This is a genomic window from Kitasatospora cheerisanensis KCTC 2395, assembly GCF_000696185.1.
Classification (GTDB): domain Bacteria; phylum Actinomycetota; class Actinomycetes; order Streptomycetales; family Streptomycetaceae; genus Kitasatospora; species Kitasatospora cheerisanensis.
In genome coordinates this window covers 4,988,883-5,010,693 of sequence record NZ_KK853997.1, presented here as the reverse complement: position 1 = coordinate 5,010,693, position 21,811 = coordinate 4,988,883, and the positions used below count along the sequence as shown (strand labels likewise).

General features: G+C 75.4%; 17 protein-coding genes. 5 read left to right on the top strand and 12 right to left on the bottom strand.

The annotated features are described in order from the left end of the window. Positions 1-42: 42 nt before the first annotated feature. Complete coding sequence (locus tag KCH_RS22805) at positions 43-954, top strand: endonuclease/exonuclease/phosphatase family protein (RefSeq protein ID WP_208865976.1); 912 nt, start codon at positions 43-45, stop codon at positions 952-954. Here the strand turns inward: KCH_RS22805 and KCH_RS22800 are convergent. The 4 genes from KCH_RS22800 to KCH_RS22785 form a co-directional block, all read right to left on the bottom strand. Beyond that, entirely contained in the window at positions 951-2,138 is a 1,188-nt protein-coding gene (locus KCH_RS22800; protein WP_051653360.1) for a PP2C family protein-serine/threonine phosphatase, read from the bottom strand. The genes KCH_RS22805 and KCH_RS22800 overlap by 4 nt on opposite strands. A gap of 198 nt (positions 2,139-2,336) precedes the next feature. Then, positions 2,337-5,522, bottom strand: coding sequence for an ATP-dependent helicase (locus KCH_RS22795; protein ID WP_035865726.1), 3,186 nt, complete (start codon positions 5,520-5,522; stop codon positions 2,337-2,339). Continuing rightward, on the bottom strand, positions 5,509-8,781 hold the full coding sequence (locus KCH_RS22790; RefSeq protein ID WP_051653359.1) for an ATP-dependent helicase: 3,273 nt from the start codon (positions 8,779-8,781) through the stop codon (positions 5,509-5,511). Before KCH_RS22790 ends, KCH_RS22795 begins: the two co-directional genes overlap by 14 nt. 111 nt (positions 8,782-8,892) lie before the next feature. Further along, complete coding sequence (locus tag KCH_RS22785; RefSeq protein ID WP_084223871.1) at positions 8,893-9,222, bottom strand: MGMT family protein; 330 nt, start codon at positions 9,220-9,222, stop codon at positions 8,893-8,895. A 142-nt stretch (positions 9,223-9,364) separates the two neighbouring features. On the opposite strand from KCH_RS22785, the gene KCH_RS22780 reads away from it, so the two are divergent. Then, complete coding sequence (locus KCH_RS22780; RefSeq protein ID WP_244305405.1) at positions 9,365-12,133, top strand: lysylphosphatidylglycerol synthase transmembrane domain-containing protein; 2,769 nt, start codon at positions 9,365-9,367, stop codon at positions 12,131-12,133. Here the strand turns inward: KCH_RS22780 and KCH_RS22775 are convergent. The 7 genes from KCH_RS22775 to KCH_RS22745 all read right to left on the bottom strand — a co-directional run bounded on the left by KCH_RS22775 (position 12,130) and on the right by KCH_RS22745 (position 19,318). Then, complete coding sequence (locus KCH_RS22775; RefSeq protein WP_035865716.1) at positions 12,130-13,056, bottom strand: NAD-dependent epimerase/dehydratase family protein; 927 nt, start codon at positions 13,054-13,056, stop codon at positions 12,130-12,132. The two genes, KCH_RS22780 and KCH_RS22775, sit on opposite strands and share 4 nt — an antisense overlap. A gap of 143 nt (positions 13,057-13,199) precedes the next feature. Further along, the gene (gene moeZ / locus KCH_RS22770; protein ID WP_035865714.1) at positions 13,200-14,378 is read right to left on the bottom strand and encodes an adenylyltransferase/sulfurtransferase MoeZ; all 1,179 of its coding nucleotides are present in this window, start codon (positions 14,376-14,378) and stop codon (positions 13,200-13,202) included. Positions 14,379-14,539: 161 nt separating this feature from the next. Continuing rightward, positions 14,540-15,484, bottom strand: coding sequence for an NAD-dependent epimerase/dehydratase family protein (locus KCH_RS22765; RefSeq protein ID WP_035865711.1), 945 nt, complete (start codon positions 15,482-15,484; stop codon positions 14,540-14,542). Further along, on the bottom strand, positions 15,481-16,236 hold the full coding sequence (locus KCH_RS22760; protein WP_035865707.1) for a hypothetical protein: 756 nt from the start codon (positions 16,234-16,236) through the stop codon (positions 15,481-15,483). Before KCH_RS22760 ends, KCH_RS22765 begins: the two co-directional genes overlap by 4 nt. Further along, a complete protein-coding gene (locus KCH_RS22755; protein ID WP_035865704.1) occupies positions 16,206-16,568 on the bottom strand; it encodes a hypothetical protein in 363 nt (120 codons plus the stop codon). The genes KCH_RS22760 and KCH_RS22755 overlap by 31 nt, the downstream gene beginning before the upstream one ends. Further along, a complete protein-coding gene (locus KCH_RS22750; RefSeq protein WP_051653358.1) occupies positions 16,565-18,124 on the bottom strand; it encodes a DUF3492 domain-containing protein in 1,560 nt (519 codons plus the stop codon). Before KCH_RS22750 ends, KCH_RS22755 begins: the two co-directional genes overlap by 4 nt. 276 nt (positions 18,125-18,400) lie before the next feature. Beyond that, positions 18,401-19,318 carry an alpha/beta fold hydrolase gene (locus KCH_RS22745; RefSeq protein ID WP_035865701.1) on the bottom strand — a complete coding sequence of 306 codons (918 nt, stop codon included), beginning with the start codon at positions 19,316-19,318 and terminating at the stop codon, positions 18,401-18,403. Between the two features lie 251 nt (positions 19,319-19,569). Here KCH_RS22745 and KCH_RS22740 point away from each other — a divergent pair, with 251 nt between their 5' ends. The 3 genes from KCH_RS22740 to KCH_RS22730 all read left to right on the top strand — a co-directional run bounded on the left by KCH_RS22740 (position 19,570) and on the right by KCH_RS22730 (position 20,992). Next, a complete protein-coding gene (locus KCH_RS22740) occupies positions 19,570-20,226 on the top strand; it encodes a TetR/AcrR family transcriptional regulator (protein ID WP_035865698.1) in 657 nt (218 codons plus the stop codon). Between the two features lie 138 nt (positions 20,227-20,364). Next, on the top strand, positions 20,365-20,592 hold the full coding sequence (locus KCH_RS22735) for a DUF3107 domain-containing protein (protein WP_035865696.1): 228 nt from the start codon (positions 20,365-20,367) through the stop codon (positions 20,590-20,592). A 121-nt stretch (positions 20,593-20,713) separates the two neighbouring features. Then, positions 20,714-20,992, top strand: coding sequence for a hypothetical protein (locus tag KCH_RS22730; RefSeq protein WP_035865693.1), 279 nt, complete (start codon positions 20,714-20,716; stop codon positions 20,990-20,992). Between the two features lie 15 nt (positions 20,993-21,007). Here the strand turns inward: KCH_RS22730 and KCH_RS22725 are convergent, their stop codons facing one another. Continuing rightward, entirely contained in the window at positions 21,008-21,733 is a 726-nt protein-coding gene (locus KCH_RS22725) for a ferritin-like fold-containing protein (protein WP_035865690.1), read from the bottom strand. Between the last annotated feature and the right edge of the window lie 78 nt (positions 21,734-21,811).

The following is a 21,811-nucleotide window of genomic DNA, read 5'->3' as shown; positions in this document are numbered from 1 at the left end:
AAGCCGCCTCCCCGTTCACACCCACCCGGTACGGTCGGCTCCGTGACCACTCTGCGGATCGCCACGTACAACCTGCTGCACGGCCAGCCGCTGGCCGCCGACGGCAGTCCCGCGCCCTACCCGGCCGAGCCGGGCGCCGCGCTGGCCGGGGCCGTCGCCTCGCTGGACGCCGACGTGCTCGCCCTCCAGGAGGTCGACCGGCACCAGGAGCGCTCCGGCGGCACCGACCAGGCCGCCGTCGCCGCCAAGGCGATGGGCGCCGCCGACTGGCGCTTCGCCGCGGCGCTGCACGGCACGCCCGCCCGGTCGGCCGGCTGGGTCACCGACCCGGCCGTCCCCGGCCTGCAGGTGTACGGCCCCGCCGACGCGGACCACGGCGCCGACCGGCCCGCGTACGGCACCGCGCTGCTGACCCGGCTGCCGGTGCTGCACTGGCGGGCCCGCCGGTTCGCCCCCGCGCCGTTCGGGCTGCCGCTGCGGGTGGCCGGCCGGCGCGGCCTGACCGCGGTCCCGGACGAGCCGCGGGCCGCGCTGGCGGCGGTGCTGGCCGGGCCGGCCGGGGAGTTCACCGTGGTCGCCGCGCACCTGTCCTTCGTACCGGGCTGGAACGTCGCGCAGCTGGCCGCGATCCGCCGCTGGATCGCCGACCTGCCGCAGCCGTACCTGGTGCTCGGCGACTTCAACCTGATCGGCGCGGTGCCCCGCACCGTGCTCGGCTCCGCGCACGCGATCCAGCGCACCGCGACCCGCGACCGGGTCCGCACCGCCCGCCGCACCCGCCTGCAGGGCTGGTACGACCTGGCCCGCACCCCCACCTACCCCTCGCACCGGCCGACCGTGCAGTTCGACCACATCCTGGGCATCGGGGTGCCCCGCAGCACGGTCGGCTCGGTCGCGGCCCCGCGCACCGGGGTGTCCGACCACCGGCCGCTGGTGGTGGAGATCGACGTCTAGCGGGTGTGCCCGACCGGGGCCTCGGCCTGCTGCTGGACGGGCAGCACGACCGGGTCGAACTGGAGCATCAGCATCGCGGCGTCGTCGCCGAGCTTGTGCCCGACGTGCCGGACCACGTCGTCGTGCAGGCGGTGCAGGACCTCGACCGGGCCGCTGTCGGCGAGCAGCGGCAGCCGGTCGGTGAGCGGGTAGAACGCGCCGAGGTGGTCGCGGGCCTCGATGACGCCGTCGGTGTAGAGCAGGATGCGGTCGCCGGGCAGGGTGACGATCCGCTGCAGCGGCGGGCGGACGTCGGCCGGGTCGAGCACGCCGAGCGGCGGGACGGTCTCGTCGGCGGCCAGCAGCTTCGGCGCGTCCTCGCCGCGGAGCAGGACGGGCGAGGGGTGGCCGCAGTTGGCGATCTCCAGGGCGCCGTCGGGGCGGACCCCGACCAGCACCAGGGTGACGAACTCCTCCTCCACGCCCGGGTGGTCGTTCTCGTGCAGGGCCCGGTCGAGGCTGACGGCGAGCCAGCCCGCCACCCGGTCGAGCTCGGGCTCCTGGTGGGCGGCCTCGCGGAACGCGCCGAGCACGGCGGCGGCGGTCTCCACCGCGGCCAGGCCCTTGCCGCGCACGTCGCCCATCACGGCGCGCACGCCGTGCCGGGTGTTGACCACCTCGTACAGGTCGCCGCCGATCGAGGCGTGCGCGGCGGCGGCGGCGTACCGGACGGCGGCCCGCACCGGGCCGACCCGCTCGGGGACCGGGCGCAGCAGCACCCGGCGGGCGATCTCGGCGACCAGCTGGGCCTCGGCGAGGGCGAGTTCCTGACGCAGCCTCAGCGTGGCGCTGAGGTGGCCGATGCCGGCGATCAGCACGATCGCGGCGACGGTGGCGGTGTGCACGGACTGGCCGAGCACGTCGTTGTACCAGGCCATGCCGAAGGCGCACAGCTCGGCGAGTGCGCCGATCAGCAGCGGGTACCAGGTCCGCCGGGAGACCACGGCGGCGAGGGCGGGGACGGCGGTCAGTGCGGGTTCGACGGTGACCTGGCTGTTGGTGAACAGGTCGAGGGAGACGACCAGGGCCATGCCGATCAGCGGCAGGGCGTGCGAGGTCTTGGGCCAAGTGCCGGTGACGGTGTTGGGTACCGGCCCTGGGGTGGGGCCGTGGAGGACGTCCCTGATCCATCCGGTCGCGCTCAACGTCGGTCTCTCCAGCGGAAGGTGCGGGTGCTGCTCGGGCACCTGCGGGTCTGACGGGAGGTCAGGGGTCGGGGCCCTGACGGCGGCCGGAGTACGGGGGGATGACCGGTTACCGACCCCACAATAGGCACGAAACGTGCAGGGCGCACAGGTTTCGCGGGATCTCGTGACGAGTTGGATGCTCTGAGTGACTCTTTTCTATCTATTCCCGATCAGAAGATCGCTCAACTCTTTTCGGCCGGGAAGTCCTGACGGAGTTTCGATCCGGCCGCTGCGCACGTAGCAGAACGACGCCGTGACCTGCTCCACCGGGACGCCGGTCTGCTCGGCCCAGGCGAGCCGGTAGACGGCGAGCTGCAGCGGGTCGCCGCTGTCCTCCCGGCCGGTCTTCCAGTCGACCACCTCGTAGCGCGGTGACCCTGCGCCACCGTCGGCGTCCCGGTAGACCGCATCGATCCGGCCGCGCACCACCCGTCCCGCCAGCACCAGTTGGAACGGCGCCTCGACCCGGTACGGGGTGCGGCCGGCGTACGGGCCGCGCAGGAACGCGTCCTTGAGGCGCTCCAGGTCGCGTTCGTCCTCGATCTCGTCGGCCTCCAGGCCGGGCAGCGCGTCCGGGCCGAGCAGCAGCGGCTGGTCGAAGCGGGCCTGCACCCAGGCGTGGAAACGGGTGCCGCGGCGGGCGGCGGGCGCGGGCGGGCGGGGCATCGGGCGGGCGAGGTCGCGGGCGAAGCCGTCCGGGTCGGCGGCCAGCCGCATCAGCTGCGAGGCGGACAGCGACGCGGGCAGCTCGACCTCCCGGACGGTGCGCCGGGAGCGCTCCAACTCGCCGAGCAGCGCGGTCAGGTCGCGGTCCCAGGAGGCCACCAGCCGCTGGTCCTCCGCGCCCATCCGCTCGGGTTCGGCGGCGGGCGCACCGGCCAGCCGGCCGCGGACCACCTCCGCGACCCGGCGGCGGGCGTGCTGCGCGGACGGGTCCAGCGGCAGCGGCCAGGGCGTCTCCACGGACACGTCGAACGCCGGGTTCTGCGCGTCGTCCGCGGGCGCCTCGGCCCAGTGCTCGATCTCGCCGTTGCCGGGCCGCTCGCAGTGCGCGCGCAGCTTCAGCAGGAACTCGGACGGGCCGCGCCGGCGCTTCTGCGAGGGCCCCCACCAGTGGCCGGAGGCCAGCAGCAGCGACCGCGGGCGGGTGAACGCGACGTAGCCGAGCCGCAGTTCCTCGACCTCGGAGTGGTGCGCCATCTCCTTCTTGAACAGGCCCATGCCCTTGGCGTTCCACGCCGGGTCGACGGGCAGCGTGGCGGCGTCGCCGCGCAGCGCGTGCGGCAGCACCTTGCGGGTGGAGGTCCAGCGCTCCCGGCCCTGCCCGGACGGGAAGGCGCCCTTGACCAGCCCGGGGACGGCGACCACGTCCCACTCCAGGCCCTTGGACTTGTGCGCGGTGAGCACCTTGACGGTGTCCTCGCCGCCGGGCAGTCCGGCGTCCAGGCCGCGTTCGTACTCCTGGGCGGCCCGCAGGAAGGCCAGGAAGGCGGCCAGGCCCGGGTCGCCGTCCAGGTCGGCGAAGGACGCGGCGATGTCCAGGAAGGAGTGCAGGGTCTCCCGGCGGCGGGCGGCCAGCGCCAGCGGGGAGGCGGAGAGTTCGACCTCCAGGCCGGTGACGGTCAGCACCCGGTGCAGGACGTCCATCAGCGGCTCGGCCAGCGCCCGGCGCAGGTCGCGGATCTCCCGCGCGAAGCGGGCGAAGCGCACCCGGGCCTCCGCGGAGAACGGCAGCTCGTCGGGCTGCTCGGCGTCCACGAAGGTCTCCAGCGCGTCGGCGAGCGAGACCACCTCGGTGGGGTCGGTCTCGGCGACGGCGGCGGCCAGCGGGTCCTGGTCGCCGAGGCCGGCGGTGCGCACCAGGTCGGCGGCGCGGCGGCCGAGCAGCGCCAGGTCGCGCGGGCCGATCCGCCAGCGCGGACCGATCAGCAGGCGGACCAGGGCGGCGTTCGCGGTCGGGTCCTGGAGGACCTCGCAGACCGCCACCAGGTCGGCCACCTCGGGGAGTTGCAGCAGCCCGCCGAGGCCGACCACCTCGACCGGGACGCTCCGCCCGACCAGCGCGGCGTGCAGGTCGGGGAAGGCGGTGCCGGCCCGGCAGAGCACGGCGATCCGGCCGGGCGCGGTGCCGGTGCGCACCAGGTGGGCGATCGAGTCGGCCAGCCAGTCGACCTCCTCGGCGTGGGTGGGCAGCAGCGCGGTGCGCACGAACCCGTCGGCCTCGGCGCCGGGGGCGGGCCGCAGCGCCTCCACGCCCTCGTGCATGTCCCGCAGCGGGGCGGCGAGTTCGTTGGCGAAGGCGAGCAGCCGGCCGCCGCTGCGGCGGTTCTCGCTGAGCGCGAAGCGGTGCGCGGGGCCGCCGTCGGCCTGCGGGAAGTGCTGCGGGAAGTCGTCCAGGTTGGCGACCGAGGCGCCGCGCCAGCCGTAGATCGCCTGGCAGGGGTCGCCGACGGCGGTCACCGGGTGCCCGGCGCCGGTGCTGCCGCCGAACAGGCCGGCCAGCATGAGGCGTTGGGCGACCGAGGTGTCCTGGTACTCGTCGAGCAGCACCACCCGGTACTGCTCGCGCAGCAGCCGGCCGACCTCGGGGCGCTGCTGGGCGAGCCGGGCGGAGGCGGCGATCTGGTCGCCGAAGTCGAGCAGGCCGAGCTGCTGCTTGCGGGCCCGGTAGTCCTCGACCAGGTGCAGCAGTTCCTGCCGGCCGCGGGCGGCCTTCGGGACGGCCCGCAGGTCCTCGTTGGTGAGCTTGACGCCGGCCAGGGTGTCGAGCAACTCCTCGTCGTACTCCCGCAGTTGCGAGGGCTCGACCAGGTGCTCGGCGAGTTCGGAGTCCAGCGCGATCAGTTCGGCGACCAGCGCGGAGAAGGTGCCGGTGAGCGCCGGGTAGGGGCCGCGGGCCTGGCGCAGCACCCGGGCGGCGAGCTGGAAGCGGGTGGCGTCGGCGAGCAGCCGGACGTCGGGCTCGATGCCCAGCCGCAGGCCGTGCTCCTTCAGCAGGGTGCCGGCGAAGGCGTGGTAGGTGGAGATCTGCGGGTCGCCGAGCGCGTCGTCCTCGCGGACGCCGGCCCGCAGCAGCGAGGCGCGGACGCGTTCGGCGAGTTCGCCGGCGGCCTTGTTGGTGAAGGTCAGGCCGAGCACCTGCTCGGGGCGGACCGCGCCGGAGCCGACCAGCCAGACCACCCGGGCGGCCATCACGGTGGTCTTGCCGGAGCCGGCGCCGGCCACGATCACGCCGGGCGCCATGGGTGCGCCGATGGCCGCCAACTGCTCGTCGTTGAAGGGGATTCCGAGGAGTTCGCGGAGCTCGGCCGGGTGCCGCAGCTGCGGCTCAGTCGACGACATGCCGGCCGTCCCGCTGCGCGGAGCAGCTGCTGCGGAACGCGCAGCGGCCGCAGCGCTCGCCCGCGGTGGGGGTGAAGCGCTCGGCGAGCACCCGGCCGGCGGTGTCGGCGAGCAGGTTCTCGATCCACGGGTCGCCGTCGGGCGGCAGCTGCTGCTGCACCTTGGGGGCCTCCGGGTCGCCCTTGGCGGGCTCCCGGAGGTGGACGAGTTCGGCGCCGCCGGGGGTGGCGCCGTCCTCGAAGCCGGGCAGGCCGTCGAGCGCGCCGCCGCGCACCGCCAGCTGGTAGACGGCGAGCTGGCGGTGGTCGGGCAGCGACTTGTCGGTGGGGATCTGCTTGCCGGTCTTGAAGTCGACCACGTAGGCGCGGCCGACCTCGTCGGTCTCGACCCGGTCCATCGAGCCGCGGATGCGCACCGCGACGCCGCCGACGTCCAGGATGAGGTCGAAGCCGTGCTCGGTGGCGACGGTGGTGCGGTCGCGTTCCAGCACGTGCCAGCGCAGGAAGCGCTCCAGGGCGGCGCGGGCCTCGGTCTTCTCCTGCTGGGACTTCCACGGCGCGTCGAAGGCGAGGGCGTCCCACACGGTGTCCAGGCGTTCCATCAGGACGGCCAGGTCGGCGGGGGTGCGGCCGGAGCCGACCTCGTCGGCGAGGGCGTGCACCACGTTGCCGAAGCCCTGCGCGGCGGAGGCGGTCCGGCCGGCCTTCACGTCCTTCTCCAGGAACCACTGCAGCGCGCAGGACTCCAGCTGCTCCAGGCCGCTGCCGGACAGCCGCACCGGCAGCCCGTCCTCGCGCAGCGGCTGCGGGGCGGCGGTGGCGTCCACCAGGCCCCACCACTGGTCGGGGTGGGCGGCAGGGACGAGCGGGCGGCCCTCCTCGTCGAGCGCGGCGGCCAGCGTGGCGAGGCGTTCGGCGGCGGCCCGGCGCAGCTCCGGCGAGCGGGCGGGGTCGACGGTGACGGCGCGCAGTTCGGCGACCAGCGCGGGCACCGCGAGCGGGCGGCGCGGACGGGAGGTGACGTCGGCGACCTTCACCTGCGGGACGCGTTCCAGCACCCGGCCGGTGCGCGGGTCGACGGTCTCCCGGTACAGCTCGCGCAGGAACCGGGAGGGCTCGTCGCCGTCCTCGGCGGGGGCCTTGACGGCGGTGACCACCAGGCGTTCCTTGGCGCGGGTGGCGGCGACGTAGAACAGCCGGCGCTCCTCGGCGAGCAGCGCGGCGGCGGACAGCGGTTCGGCGAGGCCGTCGCGGCCGATCCGGTCGGCCTCCAGCAGCGAGCCGCGGCGGCGCAGGTCGGGCCAGAGGCCCTCCTGGACGCCGGCGACGACGACCAGCCGCCACTCCAGGCCCTTGGAGCGGTGCGCGGTCATCAGCCGGACCGCGTCCGGGCGGACGGCGCGCACGTGCAGGGTGTCGGCGGCGATGTCCTGGGCCTCGACCTCGGCGAGCAGGTCGAGGGCGCCGCGGTGGCCGGAGACGCGTTCCTCGGCGCGGGCGGCGGTCTCGAACAGGGCGCACAGCGCGTCCAGGTCGCGGTCGGCGTTGCGGGCGGCCGCGCCGCCGCGCAGCGCGGCCCGCTCCAGGCGTTCGCGCCAGCGGCGGGAGCCGTCCCACAGCTCCCACAGCCCGTCCTCGCCGGAGCCGCCGCCGGCCAGCAGTTCGCGGACCTTGCGCAGCAGCACGCCGAGTTCGTAGGCGCGCCGGGCGTAGGGGGCGTCCAGCAGGGCGAGCAGTTCGGGGTGCTCCAGCGCCTCGCGGACGAGTTCCTCGGCGGGGCGGACCGCGCCGGCCACGCCGTCCTCGGCGAGCGCCCGGCGTTCCTCCTCGCGCAGGGTGCGGCCGAGCCGGCGCAGGTCGGAGCCGTCGAGGGCGGCGAGCGGGCCGGTGAGCAGGGTGTGCGCGAGGTCGGCGGTGAGCGCGCCCTCGCCCTCGGCGCAGACCCGCAGCGCCAGCAGCAGCGGGGCGACGGCGGTCTCCTCGCGCAGCGGCAGGTCGTCGCCGTCGATCTCCAGCGGCACGCCGGCGGCGGCCAGCGCGCGGCGGACGCCCGGTATCGACCGGGAGCCGGCCCGGACCAGCACCGCCATCTGCCCCCAGGGGACGCCGTCCTCCAGGTGGGCGCGGCGCAGCAGGTCGGCGATCGAGTCGAGTTCGGCGCCGGGCGTCGGGTACGTGTACACCTCGACGGCGCCGCCCTCGCGGGAGGGCAGCAGGGCGCGGTGGGCGGCGAGCTTGTCGGCGGGCAGCCGGCCCATCGGCATCCGGCGGGCGAGTTCCCGGGAGGCGGCGAGCAGCACGGCGCCGGAGCGCCGGGACACCCGCAGCACCTTGACCTCGGCGGGCCGGCCGTCGGCCTGCCGGAACGCGTCGGGGAACTCCAGGATGCCGTTCACGTCGGCGCCGCGGAACGCGTAGATCGACTGGTCGGGGTCGCCGACCGCGACCAGGTCCCGCCCGCCGCCGGCCAGCCGCTGCAGCAGCCGGACCTGGGCGGGGTCGGTGTCCTGGTACTCGTCGACGAACACCACGTCGTAGCGGCCGCGCAGCTCGGCGGCGACCTCCTCGCGTTCGGCGAGCAGCACGGCGCGGTGGACGAGTTCGGCGTAGTCGAGGACGCCGCGCAGGTCGAGCACGTCCAGGTACTCGGCGAGGAAGTGCGCGGCGGCGGCCCAGTCGGGGCGGCGGACGCCCTCCGCGAAGCGCAGCAGCTCCTCCTCGCCGAGGCCGAGTTCGCGGCTGCGGGCGAGCACGGCGCGGACCTCGTCGGCGAAGCCGCGGGTGGTCAGGCAGGCCCGCAGGTCGAGCGGCCAGCGGATGGTGGCGGTGCCCGCCTTGGCGTCCTCGGCGCCGCCGGCGAGCAGTTCGCGGACCATCACGTCCTGCTCGGGGCCGGACAGCAGCCGCAGCGGTTCGGCGTACTCCTCGGGCGGCTGGTGGGCGCGCAGCAGGGCGTAGCAGAACGAGTGGAAGGTGGTGGCCTGCGGGGCGGTGGCGCCGATCCGGGCGGTCATCCGGTCGCGCAGTTCCATCGCGGCCTTGCGGCTGAAGGTGAGCACCAGCACGCGTTCGGGGGCGGTGCCGTCGGCGATCCGCCGGGCGACCGCCTCGACCAGCGTGGTGGTCTTGCCGGTGCCGGGCCCGGCGAGCACCAGCAGCGGCCCCGACGCGTGCTCGACCACCGCCAGCTGGAAGTCGTCCAGCACGGGCGGGTCGGGCTGCGCGAGGGGGCTGCGCACCAGGCGGAACGGTGAGGTCACTGCGGTCCAGGGTCGTACGGCGGTTCAGTGGCGGGCGGCGTTCAGGGGGTGGCCCGCCGCATCGAGCCTACGATCCTGCACCCACAGACCCCTCCGGCGCACCTTCCCCGGTCAGGGCGTCCCGTCCCAGCGCGCGGCCCGCAGATCGACCCTCGGCTCGCCGCCGACGGTGCGCAGCGGGGTGCCCTCGGCACGGTACTCGGGCAGCGCGCGGTGCTCGTGGCCGGGCAGCGGCCGCCCGTCCGCGCGGATCACCCGCCACCAGGGCACCGAGCCGCCGTACATCGCCATCACCCGGCCGACCTGGCGGGGGCCGCCGCGGCCCAGGTACTCGGCGACGTCGCCGTAGGTCATCACCCGGCCCGGCGGGATCCGCTCGGTGAGATCGAGCACCGCCTCGGCGTACGGCGGGATCTCGGGCACGTCCTGCGGCTCGGTCATCCGCCGCATTCTTCCCCATCCGGTCGATTTCCCGCACCCCGTGAGGGCGATGCGGCGCGCGGGATTACCGCCCCTGGACCGCACCGGGGTTCCGGGCATGGCAGCATCTTCGGGGCAGTGCGACACACGAGGAACAAGACAGATGACCGGGACGGCTGAATTGAACGTGGACGAGGGCTCCGGGGAGTCCGCCACCGACGGTTCCGCCCCGCGGGGCGAGGACGCCCCGCCGGTCGACCTGCGCCACCGGGCGCGGGACGCGCACCACACGGGGGAGGACGCGGTGGCCGCTCAGCTGCCGCCGGACGACGGTGCGGACCGTCCGGGCACACCGGACCGTCCGCCGGAGCGGCCGGACCAGCACACCGCCGGGCAGCCGGCCGACGGGGCGGCCGGGGAGGACGCCGGGGAGCACCCGGACGAGCCGGCCGGCGAGCACCTGGCGGTCGACGAGCCGCTGCTGCCGCCGCGCGCCCACCGGCCCTCGGACCTGCTGCGCTTCCTCGCCGGACTGCTCGGCATCGTCGCGGTGTTCGTCCTCGCGCAGGTGGCGGTCTCCACCACCAGCGGCATCGAGAGCGACATCACGATCAATGCCAAGCGGATCCCCGACCTGCTGTCCACCATCTCCGCGCTGGTCTCCTCGGTCGCGGTGCTGGCGGTGCCGCTGGCGTTCGCGGTCGAGCGGCTGATCAAACGCGACGGCCTGCGGGTCGCCGACGGCGTGCTCGCCTCGGTGCTCGCGTACGGCGTCTCGCTGGGCGTCGACTGGTGGGTGGCGGCCAGCGCGCCCGAGGAGATCCGCAACGCGCTCACCCAGTTCGGGCCGGGCGGCGGCGAGACCCTCACCGATCCGGTGCACGGCTACCTCGCCCCGGTGATCGCCTACATGACGGCCGTCGGCATGTCGAGCCGGCCGCGCTGGCGGGTCGCCCTGTGGATAGTGGTGATCCTGTCCGGCGCGACCGAGCTGGTCAACGGCTACACCACCCCGCTGTCGCTGCTGCTCACCGTGCTGATCGGCTGGTCGGTGGCGTACGGCACGCTGTACGCGATCGGCTCGCCGAACATCCGGCCGACCGGGCAGCACCTGATGATCGGCCTCCGCAAGGTCGGCTTCACCCCGTCCGCCGCCCACCTGGCCCCCGACGGCCCCGGCGGCACCCGCCGCTACCTGGTCGTCCAGCAGCAGGGCCCGCTGCTGGACGTGCACATCATCGACCGCGAGCAGCAGGCCTCCGGCTTCTTCTACCGGGCCTGGCGGCGGCTGCGGCTGCGCTCGGTCGCGGTCCGCCGCAGCCCGCAGTCGCTGCGCCAGGCCCTGGAGCAGGAGGCGCTGATCGCCTACGCGGCCGCCGCCTCCGGGGCCCGCGCCCCGCAGCTGGTCGCCACCTCCGAGCTGGGCCCGGACGCCGCGATCCTGGTCTACGAGAACGTGGCCGGCCGCACCCTGGACGAGCTCGCCGACGAGGAGGTCACCGACGCGGTGATGGCCTCGTTCTGGGCGTCCGTGGCCACCCTGCACGAACGCCGGATCGCGCACCGCCGGCTCACCGGCGAGTCCCTGCTGGCGGTGGACGAGCGCACCGGCTGCCTGATCAACCTGTCCGGCGGCGACATCGCGGCCGGCGACCTGACGCTGCGCATCGACGTCGCCCAGCTGCTCACCACCTTCGCGCTGCGCACCGGCCCGGAGCGGGCGGTGGCCGCCGCCACCGGCGTGCTCGGCCCGGCCCGGGTCGCCGAGGCGCTGCCGCTGCTGCAGCCGGTCGGCCTGAGCCGGCAGACCCGCGGCGACCTGCAGCGGATGACCAAGGAGCGGAAGGCCGCCGCGAAGGCGCTGGCGCTCAAGCAGGTCGCCTCCGGCGAACGCACCCAGCAGCAGGCCGAGGAGGACATCGCGCAGGCCAACGAGGACCTGCTGGCCAAGCTGCGCGGGCAGATCCTGCAGATCGCGCCCGAGGCGCCGATGGCCCCGGCCAAGCTGGAGCGGCTCAAGCCGAAGACGCTGATCATGCTGGTGGCGCTGACCTTCGCCGCCTACCTGGCGCTGACCACGATCCGGCCGGACCAGTTCAAGGTCTCCCAGATGAACTGGGCCTGGGCGGCGGCCGCGCTGGCCGCCGCGGCCGGGTCGTACGTGGCGGCGGCGATGAGCCTGACCGGCTTCGTGCCGGAGAAGCTGCCGTTCGGCCGGACGGTCGCCGCGCAGGTCGCCGGGTCCTTCGTGAAGCTGGTCGCCCCGGCGGCGGTCGGCGGCATCGCACTGAACACCCGCTACCTGCAGAAGGCCGGGATCCGGCCGGTGCAGGCCGCCGCCTCGGTGGGCGCCTCGCAGCTGGCCGGCCTGGGCGGGCACCTGCTGCTGCTGTTCGCCTTCGGCCTGATCACCGGCACCCAGACCAACGGGGACCTGGGCGCGTCCCGGGCGGTGATCATCGGGGTGCTGTCCGCCGCGGTGCTCGCCCTGGTGGTGGCCGCGGTCGCCCCGCTGCGCCGGTTCGTGGTGACCCGGGTCCGCTCGCTGCTGTTCGGCGTGATCCCGCGGATGCTCGACCTGATGCAGACCCCGCGCAAGCTGGTCACCGGCTTCGGCGGCATCCTGCTGCTGACGCTGTCCTTCACCGCTTGCCTGGACGCCTCGGTGCAGGCCTTCGGCGGCGGCGGGCACGTCACCTACGCGGCCGTCGCCGTGGTGTTCCTGACCGCGAACGCGGCCGGCTCGGCGATCCCCACCCCGGGCGGCATCGGCCCGGTCGAGATCGCCCTGATCGGCGCCCTGACCGCGGCCGGCGTCCCGCTCACCGCGGCCACCCCGGCGGTGTTCCTGTACCGCCTGCTCACCTTCTGGCTGCCGGTCGTCCCGGGCTGGGTCGCCTACAACGTGCTCCAGCGCAAGGACGCGCTCTAGCGCTCCGGGTGGGCGGCAACGATCCCGGCGAGCATCTCCTCCCAGGGCGTCGGCGCCAGGCCGAAGGTCTCGCGGGTGGCGGTGTCGTCGAGGACGAACGGGCGCTCGAACTGGTAGGCGGTCTCCCGGGCGGAGCGGATCGTCGGATTGGCCAGGCCGAGCAGGGCGAGCAGCGGGCGCGGGATGCCGGTGACCTTCGCGGCGGGCCGCCCGGCGGCGGCGCACAGCTCGGCGACCACCTGCCGCTGGCTGCGCGGCGCGTTGCTCGGCACGTGCCAGGCCCGGCCCCAGGCGCGCTCGTCGGCGCCGGCGGCGGCCAGCAGGCGGGCGACGTCCTGCGGGGCCGTCCAGCTGTGCGGGGCGTCCGGGTCACCGAGGACCTGGACGGTGCGGCCGGCCAGGGCGCGGGAGAACGCCCGGTCGTCGAGGGCGCTGACGGCGTTCGCCGCCAGGTAGTCGGAGCCGCGCACCTCGGTGGCGCGGACCCGCCCCGCCCGGTGCGCGGCCAGCGCGTCGCGCCACATCGCGGCCCGCACCTCGCCCTTGGCGGAGACCGGCCGCAGCGGCGTGTCGGGGCTCATCGGCCCGTCCACCGCGCCGTAGCCGTACAGGTTGGAGACGGTGGTCAGCACCGCGCCGCTGCGCTCGGCGGCGGCGAGCAGGGCGGCGGCCAGCGGCGGCCAGACCTCCGGCCAGCGGTGGTAGGGCGGGTTGGCGCAGTTGTAGAGCACCTCGGCGCCCTCGGCGGCGGCGCCGAGGGCCTGCGCGTCGGAGGCGTCCAGCTGGAGGCGCCGCACGCCGTCCAGCGGGGCGGCGGAGGCGGTGGTGCGGGTGACCACCACGACCTGTTCGCCGCGCTCGGCGAGCAGCCGGGCGGTGGCCGATCCGACCGGCCCGGCGCCGACCACCACGTGCTTGCCCATCGGACTCCCCCGTCCCTGTCGAACGTGTGCGCCACGGGCGGCGCAGCTGTGCCGTTCCGCACCCATGGTCACGCAGAACCGCCCGACCGGGGAATTCCCCCGGCCGGGCGGTTCGCTGAGACTTCGTCAGTACTGACCGGCCGTCAGTAGACCGGCTTCTCGGGCTCGATCTGGTTGACCCAGCCGATCACGCCGCCGCCCAGGTGCACGGCGTCGGCGAAGCCGGCGGACTTCAGCACGGCGAGCACCTCGGCCGAGCGGACGCCGGTCTTGCAGTGCAGCACGATGCGCTTGTCCTGCGGCAGGTCCTGCAGGGCGTTGCCCATCAGGAACTCGTTCTTCGGGATCAGGCGGGCGCCCGGGATGTTGACGATCTCGTACTCGTTGATCTCGCGGACGTCGATGATGTCGATGTCCTCGCCGTTGTCGATCCACTCCTTGAGCTGCTTGGAGGTGATCGTGGAGCCGAGGGCGGCGGCCGAGGCCTCCTCCGAGACGACGCCGCAGAACGACTCGTAGTCGATCAGTTCGGTGACGGTCGGGTTCTCGCCGCAGAGCGCGCAGTTCGGATCCTTGCGGACCTTCACCGAGCGGTACTGCATCTCCAGGGCGTCGTAGATCATCAGTCGGCCGACCAGTGGCTCGCCGATGCCGGCCAGCAGCTTGATCGCCTCGTTGACCTGGATCGAGCCGATCGAGGCGCACAGCACGCCGAGCACGCCGCCCTCGGCGCAGGACGGCACCATGCCCGGCGGCGGGGCCTCCGGGTAGAGGCAGCGGTAGCACGGGCCGTGCTCGGCCCAGAACACGCTGGCCTGGCCGTCGAAGCGGTAGATGGAGCCCCACACGTACGGCTTGCCGAGCAGCACCGCGGCGTCGTTCACCAGGTACCGGGTGGCGAAGTTGTCGGTGCCGTCGACGATCAGGTCGTAGCCGGAGAAGATCTCCATCACGTTGTCGTTGTCGAGGCGCTCCTCGTGCAGCACCACGTTGACCAGCGGGTTGATCTCCTTGACCGAGTCGCGCGCGGACTCGGCCTTGGAACGGCCGATGTCGGACTGGCCGTGGATGATCTGCCGCTGCAGGTTCGACTCGTCGACGGTGTCGAACTCGACGATGCCGAGGGTGCCGACACCGGCGGCGGCCATGTACATCAGGGCCGGCGAACCGAGGCCGCCGGCGCCGACGCAGAGCACCTTGGCGTTCTTGAGCCGCTTCTGCCCGTCCATGCCCACATCGGGGATGATCAGGTGGCGGGAGTACCGGCGGACCTCTTCGACGGTGAGCTCGGCGGCGGGCTCGACCAGGGGTGGCAGCGACACGGGGACTCCGATGGTCGTCAGTTTCTCGTTCGACTACGCCAACAGTGTCACGTGCCCGGGGTATTCCAAGACAGCAGGTCCACTTGCTGAGATGCCCGGCACCGGATGGCGAGACTTCGCAGCCCGCCCCGAACCCCCTGGTCAGGCCCGGCCGGGCCGGATCACACCCGGCAGGCGGTCTCCAGCCAGACGTCCCCGAGCGACTCCTCCAGCGGCACCTGTGTCCGCCATCCGAGACGGTCGCGGGCGGTCCGGACGTCCGCCTGCCGCCACTGCACCGGCTCCGGCGCCTGCCGCGCCTCGATCGCCCGGGCGCCCTCGGCGAGCGCCTGCTGCGCGGGCAGCACCACCTGGCGGGCGTCCTCGCCGATCGTCCCCTCGAAGCCGGACGCCCGGACCAGCAGGTGGGCCGCCTCCCGGGCCCGGACGGCGTGGCCGCTGCCGATGTTGATCACGCCGGTGGCCGCGGACACCGCCGCCGCCTGGATCGCCCGGGCCACGTCCCGGACGTCCACGAAGTCCCGGTAGCCGGACAGGTCCGGCATCCGGACCTGGTCCTCGTCCTGCTCCAGCGCCCGCCGCAGGCCCTCGGCGAGCCGCCCGAACAGCGAGGCCGTCGGCGAGCCCGGCCCGACCACGTCGAACACCCGCAGCACCAGCGCGTCCAGGCCCGAGCTCAGCACCAGCTCGGTGCCGGCCAGCTTCGACACCCCGTACGGCCCGACCGGGCGCGGCTCCGCGCTCTCCGGGATCGGCCCGCCCGGCTGGGCCGGGCCGTACTCGGCGGCGGATCCGACGTGCACCAGCCGGGCGGGCTCCCGGCTGCGCCGGATCGCCTCGCAGACCGTCGCCACCGCCAGCGTGTTCGCCCGGATCAGCGCCCGTGACGTGCCGTAGGTGGCGCCCGCGCAGTTGATCACCACCTGTGGGGCGACCGCGTCCAGGAAGCGGGCCAGCGCTCCCGGACTGCCGGCGGCCAGGTCGAACCGGATGTCGGCGGAGTCGCCCCGGCCCAGTACGGTCACCTGGAGCCCGTCCTCCGCCAGCAGCCGGTCGGCGACCCGCCGGCCGATGAACCCGTCGGCTCCCAGCAGCAACACCCTCATCGGGTCCGAGTCCTTCCATCAGGCCCGGCACCGGCCGGGCAACGAGTTCCGATCGACAAGTCGGGGCGGCCGGCCGCGTACGCCGCCGGCCCGGTGCTCAGCGGCCAGGCGCGCCCGGCCAGCAGCACCGCCGGCCCGAGCGCGGCGGCCAGCACCGGGCCCGGCGGCGGCGCGCCGAGCCAGTGCGCCGGGCCGGGCAGCGACAGCACGGCCGCGCCGGTCGCGGCGGTCAGCACCGCGACCGCCGCGGTGCCGGGCCGCCCGGCGTCGCGCACCGCGCCGGCCAGCAGCGGCAGCACGCCGCAGACCAGCAGCGCGGCCAGCACGGTGCCGTCGGCGTCCCGGACCGCGAGGCGGCCGAGCGCGGCAAGAACCGCCAGCTGTGCCAGCACGGCCAGCGGCAGGGCGGGCCGCAGCCGGGCGCGGAACTCCCGGAGCGTGGCGGCCCCGCGCTGCCGCCGGCCGAACCGGCGCAGCCGGGCCGCGCCCCAGCCGGCGCTCGCACCGCCGAGGGCGACCGCGAGGGCCGCGCCGGGGGCGGCGGCGCAGAGCAGCGCGAGCAGCAGCCCGCTGCCGGCGCCCTGTCCGAGCGCCGTCCACCGGCCGGACCGGCGGGCGGACGGGCCGCGCCCGGCGCCGGCCGGGTCGTCGAGCAGTCCGTCCTCCGGCTGCCACCCGGCGGGCGCGGCGGGCCGGGGCGCGCCGCCGTCCCGGCCGGCCGTCAGCGCCTGCGCGCCCGCGCCGGCCAGCACGGCCAGCGCGGTGCCGGCCGGTCCGCCGAGCGCGGCGGCCGGCAGCAGCGGCAGCAGGTGGACGAGGGCGCCGTACAGCGCGGCGGCGCTCGGGCGGCGCGCGGCCGGGGCGTCCGGCAGCGGTTCGGGGCGGGCGGGCGGCGCGGCACGCGGGCGTACAGCTCCTCGGCGAGGCCGAACACGTCGGCGTGCCGGTAGCGGGCGGCGCCGTCGACGGCCAGGCCGGAGTCCTCCAGGGCGGCGGCGATCTCCAGCGGGTGGACCGCGCGTTCGCACAGTTCGCGGTTGGCGTCGAGGAGTTCGCGGACCGGGTCGGCCGGCGGCGGGGTCACACCGCCTCCGCGAGGGCGGGGCCGGCGACCGGTTCGGCGGCGGGCGGCGGGGTTCCGCCGCCCGCCACCCAGTACTCGGCGGGGCGGGCGAACGGCCGGGCGGGGGTGCCCGGGCGGGCCGGGAACGCCGGGTAGCGGGAGACAAGTTCGAGGTAGATCTCGCGGAACGCGCCGACCACCGGTTCCACGGCGAAGCGTTCCTGCGCCCGCAGCCGGCCGGCCAGTCCGAGCCGGGACCGGCGCTCGTGGTCGCGGAGCAGCGCCAGGCAGGCCCCGGCGAGGGCGCGCGGGCTGCGCGGCGGCACCAGCAGCCCGGTGGGGCCGAGCACCTCGCGGGCGACGCCGACCTCGGTGGCGATCACGGCGCGGCCGCTGAGCATGGCGTCGGCGAGCAGCCGGGGGCTGCGCTGGGCGAGCGCGCTGAACACCACGGCGCTGCCGGCCTCCCAGGCCGCGGCCAGGCTCTCCGGCCGGCCGGCGAACTCGACGGCGGCGGCGATGCCGAGCCGTTCGGCGATCGCCTCGCAGTGCGCGAGGTAGCCGGGTGCGCCCTCCTCGCCGTACACGGTCAGCCGGGCGTCGGGCAGTTCGGCGCGGACGTGCGCGAAGGCGTGCAGCATCAGTTCGGGGTCGCGCCCGGGTTCCAGTGCGCCGGCCCAGACCAGCGTGGGCGCCGCGGGTTCGGCCCCGGCGGCGGCCCGCCCGGTGGCGGGGGTGCCCTCGTGGACGATCCGGGTGCGGGCCGGGTCGCCGCCGCACTGCCGCTGCCACTGCCGGTCGTAGGCGCTGCCGGGGGTGAGTATCGCGGCCTGCCGGTAGGTCTCCTCGGTGAGCTGCCGGAAGAAGGACAGCAGCAGCGCCCGGACCGGCCACCGGTAGGGGGCGGTGCGGTAGCCGCGGTACTGCTCGCGCAGGTGCAGGCCGTGCTCGGTGACCACGAACGGGACGCCGTGCAGTTCGCGGGCGACCAGCGCGGGCAGCGCGGCCGGCCCGCCGCCGACCACGTGGCACAGGTCGGCGCCGCCGAGCCCGGCCGGGCCGGTGCCGTACCAGGGTGCGGAGAGCGGCCGCAGGCACTGTTCCAGCAGGTCGGCGGCGACCAGCACGTCGCAGACCTGCGGCTGGCCGGCGGCGGTGTCGGCGCCGGGCGTGCGCCAGATCCGCTCCAGCGTGCGGTGCGCGTGGCCGGAGGCGAGGAAGGCGGGCAGCGCGTCGTCGTCGCGGCCGAGCGCGGCCAGCCGGTACAGCGCGGGCCCGAACCCGGCCCGCTCGCCGGGCAGCACCAGGGCGCGGACCAGCTCCTCGTACGCCTTCAGGTAGGCCCGGCGGCGCAGCGGGGCGGGTCCGCGGCCGGCCGGGCGGCGGCCCCACATGGGCAGTTCGTGGACGCCGTGCAGGCCGCGCACCCCGCTGGGCGGGGCGGGCCGGTCGGCGGGCAGCAGCCGGTAGAGGCGGAACTCGTGCTCGGGCAGGCCGTCGACCAGGCGGCCGCACCAACCGCCTTCGCCACGCTGCGCGTTGGCCTGGGTGCCCTCGGTGAGCAGAGCGATGCGCACGACGCCTCCTGAGCAAGAGCGTTTCGACGGGTTTCCGGCGCTACGACCAGGGAGTGCGTCCGTGCTCGGCGGCCGTTCGGCCGGTGTCCGCTCCCCCGCGTCCGCCGCCCTCGCCGTCGTGCCCCCCACACCTGTTCGGTCCGACAACACGACGGTAGAGCGCCGGGCCGGAACCCCTGGGGGCCCGGCCCGGCTTGCCACCTGATCGAGTGAACGGCCGTGACCTCGGGTGTCTCCGCCGCGTTTTCGCCGCTCCCGCCCGCGCGGGCGGCCCGTTCAGCGCGCGGCGTCGGCCTCGGCGAGCAGTTCGCGGACGGCGCGGGCGACCGGCTCGGGGTGCTCCAGCATCGCCACGTGCCCGGACTCGGGGAGCACCAGCAGCCGGGCGTCGCGGAACGCGGCGCAGGCCCGCCGGGCGGAGCGGTAGGAGACCAGCTTGTCCTTCAGTCCGTACACCAGCAGCACCGGCGCCTCGACCTGCGCGGCCTGCCGCCACAGCGACTGCTCGCCGCGCTCGGTGTAGGCGCTGACGATGCCGCGCGCGGACCCGGCCAGCGCGTGCAGCGCGTACGGGAGCGCGGAGCGGCGCCGGTACTCGGCGACGGCGCGGGCCCGGCGGTGCGCGGGGATGCCCTCGGGGTCGCCGTAGACCAGCCGCAGCAGGTCGGCGGTGGCGCTCTCCGGGTCGGCGCCGGCGCTGCGGCGGCGGATCAGTTCGACGACGCCGGGGACGGCGAGCAGCCCGGTCGGCCAGGCGGTGCGCTGCGGGGGCAGCTCGGGCAGGGCCGGGGAGATCAGGGTGAGGCTGCGCACCAGGTCGGGGCGGAGCGCGGCGAGCCGGACGGAGACCGCGCCGCCGAGCGAGTTGCCGAACAGGTGGACCGGCCCGCGGCCGGTCTCCTCCAGGTACCCGATGACCGCGCGGACGTGGCCGGAGAGGCTCAGGTTGCCGTCCAGCGGCGGCGCGGACCAGCCGAAGCCGGGCAGGTCGACGGTCTCGCCGTCGACGTCGCCGCCGAGCTGTTCGAGCAGCTCCAGCCAGTTGTCGCCGGAGCCGCCGAGGCCGTGAACGAACAGTGCGGGCGGGAGCCCGTCGCGGGGTTCGCCGTGGCGGCTGACGGCCAGTGCCGCTCCGGGCACCTCCACGGTGCGGTAGGGCTCCAGGGCGGGGAGAGGGTGCTGGGCGGCGCTCATGGAGCACGATGGTAGTGAGGACGGCCCGCCGCCGGTGCGGTCGCACCCGGCCGGTTTCCGGCCCGGGTCCGCCCCGGGGGCCGTTCCGGGCCGGTCTCGGCCTGTGGACAGTCCAGGTCCGAACCGTATTGTGGGGTCCCGACAAGGGCGGTTGTGCGCTTTACTCGGCTTCACCCGCGCACGAGCGGGTTACCGAAAAGTAGAATCAATCACCTTGCCAGCCCATCGCAGACCGTGAAGTGAGGAGCGCCGTGACGGCCATCCAGGAGGCGCAGGAGCGCCCGCGCGGTGCCCGCCTGCCGCGAAGCGCCCGCCGTGAACAACTGCTCGGAGCCGCCCAGGAGGTGTTCGTCGCCCAGGGCTACCACGCGGCCGCCATGGACGACATCGCCGAGCGGGCCGGCGTCAGCAAGCCGGTGCTGTACCAGCACTTCCCGGGGAAGCTGGAGCTCTACCTCGCGCTGCTGGACAAGCACTGCGACGCCCTGGTGGACGGCACCCGGGCCGCGCTGGAGGCGACCAACGACAACAAGCAGCGCGTCGCCGCGACCATGGAGGCGTACTTCCACTACGTCTCCAGCAAGTCCGGCGCGTTCCGCCTGGTCTTCGAGTCGGACCTGACCAACGAGCCGGCCGTGCGCGACCGGGTCGAGCGGGCCACCGACCTGAGCGCCACCCTGGTCTCCAAGGTGATCGCCGAGGACACCGACCTGCCGGAGGCGGAGGCCAAGCTGCTCGCCGTGGGCGTCTGCGGCCTGGCCCAGATCACCGCCCGGTACTGGCTCTCCCAGGAGTCCGAGGTCCCGCGCGACGAGGCGGTCCGGCTGGTCGCCAGCCTGGCCTGGCGCGGTCTGAAGGGCTTCCCGATGCACCCGACCGCGGAGGGCTCCGGCGCCGCCGGCGAGTGACCCCCGATTCGGCCCTGAGCGGACCGGGCCCGGACCTTCGCCGTCCGGCCGGGTTACTGCCTTAAGGTGATGCCCGTACGGCGCACCGTCCGCGAACTGCGGCCGGGCGTGCGGCCAGCTACCGGAGGGACGGAAGCCGTGGAGGTCAAGATCGGCGTGCAGAACGCGAACCGGGAGATCGTCCTGGAGAGCGCGCAAACTGCCGAAGAGGTCGCGGACGCGGTCGCCAAGGCGCTGGACGGCACTTCGAAGCTGTTCACGCTGTCCGACGAGCACGGCCGCAAGGTGCTGGTCCCGGCGGACCGGCTCGCGTACGTCGAGATCGGTGAGCCGTCCGTCCGCAAGGTCGGCTTCGGCACTCTCTGAGCCCGCGTCGCGGCGCCCCGTTCCCCCGCCCGGGGGGACGGGGCGCCGTGCTGTGCGTACCGGCGGGCCGGGGCGGGTAGGCGGTGGGTGCCGCAGCGCCGCACAACCCCGGGAGGCAGCCGTGTGGGAGACGATCGCGTTCGTCATGATCGGTCTCGCCGTCGGGTTCGGCGCCCTGCTGGCCCGGCCGGCGCTGTACGCGCGGTCGCGCGCCCTGCCGGTGGGCACCGCGCTGGTGTCCGCCGTGCTCGCCGGGAAGCTCACCCACTACGTGATGGACGGGCACGCCCCGGCGGTGCAGCTGGCGGTGTCCGGCGTGGTGGCGGTCCTGCTGGTGTCGGTGCCGGCCCGGCCGGACCTCGCGCCGCGGCGGCGCGGCGGCCGTCACCGCCACGCCTGACGCCTTCCGGCCGGCTCAGGAGGCGAGGCCGAGCGCCGCCATCCGCTTGGTGTGGGTCTCGGTGATCCGGTTGAACATCTTGCCGACCTCGACCAGGTCGAAGCCGCGCACCTGCGCGCCGCCGACCAGCAGGTTGGACAGCGCGTCCCGCTCGGCGACCACCCGCTGCGCCTGGCTGAGCGCCTCGCCCATCAGCCGCCGGCCCCACAGCGCGAGCCGGCCGCCGACCCGCGGGTCGTCCTCGATCGCCTGCCGCACCCGGTCCACCGCGAACTCGGCGTGCCCGGTGTCGGCCATCACCCGCAGCACCAGGTCCCGGGTGTCGTCGTCCAGCCGGACCGCCACCTCGCGGTAGAAGTCGGTGGCGATGGCGTCGCCGACGTACGCCTTGACCAGGCCCTCCAGCCAGTCGGCCGGGGCGGTCATCCGGTGGAAGGCCTCCAGCGGCTCGACGAACGGCTCCATCACCGCGACCGGGTCGGCGCCCACCTCGGCCAGCCGGTCGTGCAGCAACTGGTAGTGCTGGAACTCGGCGGAGGCCATCCGGGCCAGCGCGGCCTTCTCCTCGATGCCGGGTGCGAACTTGGCGTCCTCGGCGAGCCGCTCGAAGGCGCTCAGCTCGCCGTACGCGAGCGCGCCGAGCAGGTCGAGCACCGCCGCGCGGTACTGCGGGTCGGCGGCCCGGGCCGACCAGGGCCCGATCGAGTCGGTGATCCCGTCACCGGGTTCCTGAGTCTCCATGGCACCTGACCTTAGTGGTCCCGGCCGGTGCCGGAACGGTCGCGGGCGGTCCCGCCACCCCGGCGCGGCCGGTCGGAG

Excerpts from the sequence above, each read along its gene's own strand:
- KCH_RS22795 (WP_035865726.1), bottom strand. The coding sequence starts at position 5,522 with ATGTCGTCGACTGAGCCGCAGCTGCGGCACCCGGCCGAGCTCCGCGAA.
- KCH_RS22765 (WP_035865711.1), bottom strand. The coding sequence starts at position 15,484 with ATGAGGGTGTTGCTGCTGGGAGCCGACGGGTTCATCGGCCGGCGGGTC.
- KCH_RS22775 (WP_035865716.1), bottom strand. The coding sequence starts at position 13,056 with ATGGGCAAGCACGTGGTGGTCGGCGCCGGGCCGGTCGGATCGGCCACC.
- KCH_RS22780 (WP_244305405.1), top strand. The coding sequence starts at position 9,365 with ATGACCGGGACGGCTGAATTGAACGTGGACGAGGGCTCCGGGGAGTCC.
- KCH_RS22745 (WP_035865701.1), bottom strand. The coding sequence starts at position 19,318 with ATGAGCGCCGCCCAGCACCCTCTCCCCGCCCTGGAGCCCTACCGCACC.
- KCH_RS22785 (WP_084223871.1), bottom strand. The coding sequence starts at position 9,222 with ATGACCGAGCCGCAGGACGTGCCCGAGATCCCGCCGTACGCCGAGGCG.
- KCH_RS22725 (WP_035865690.1), bottom strand. The coding sequence starts at position 21,733 with ATGGAGACTCAGGAACCCGGTGACGGGATCACCGACTCGATCGGGCCC.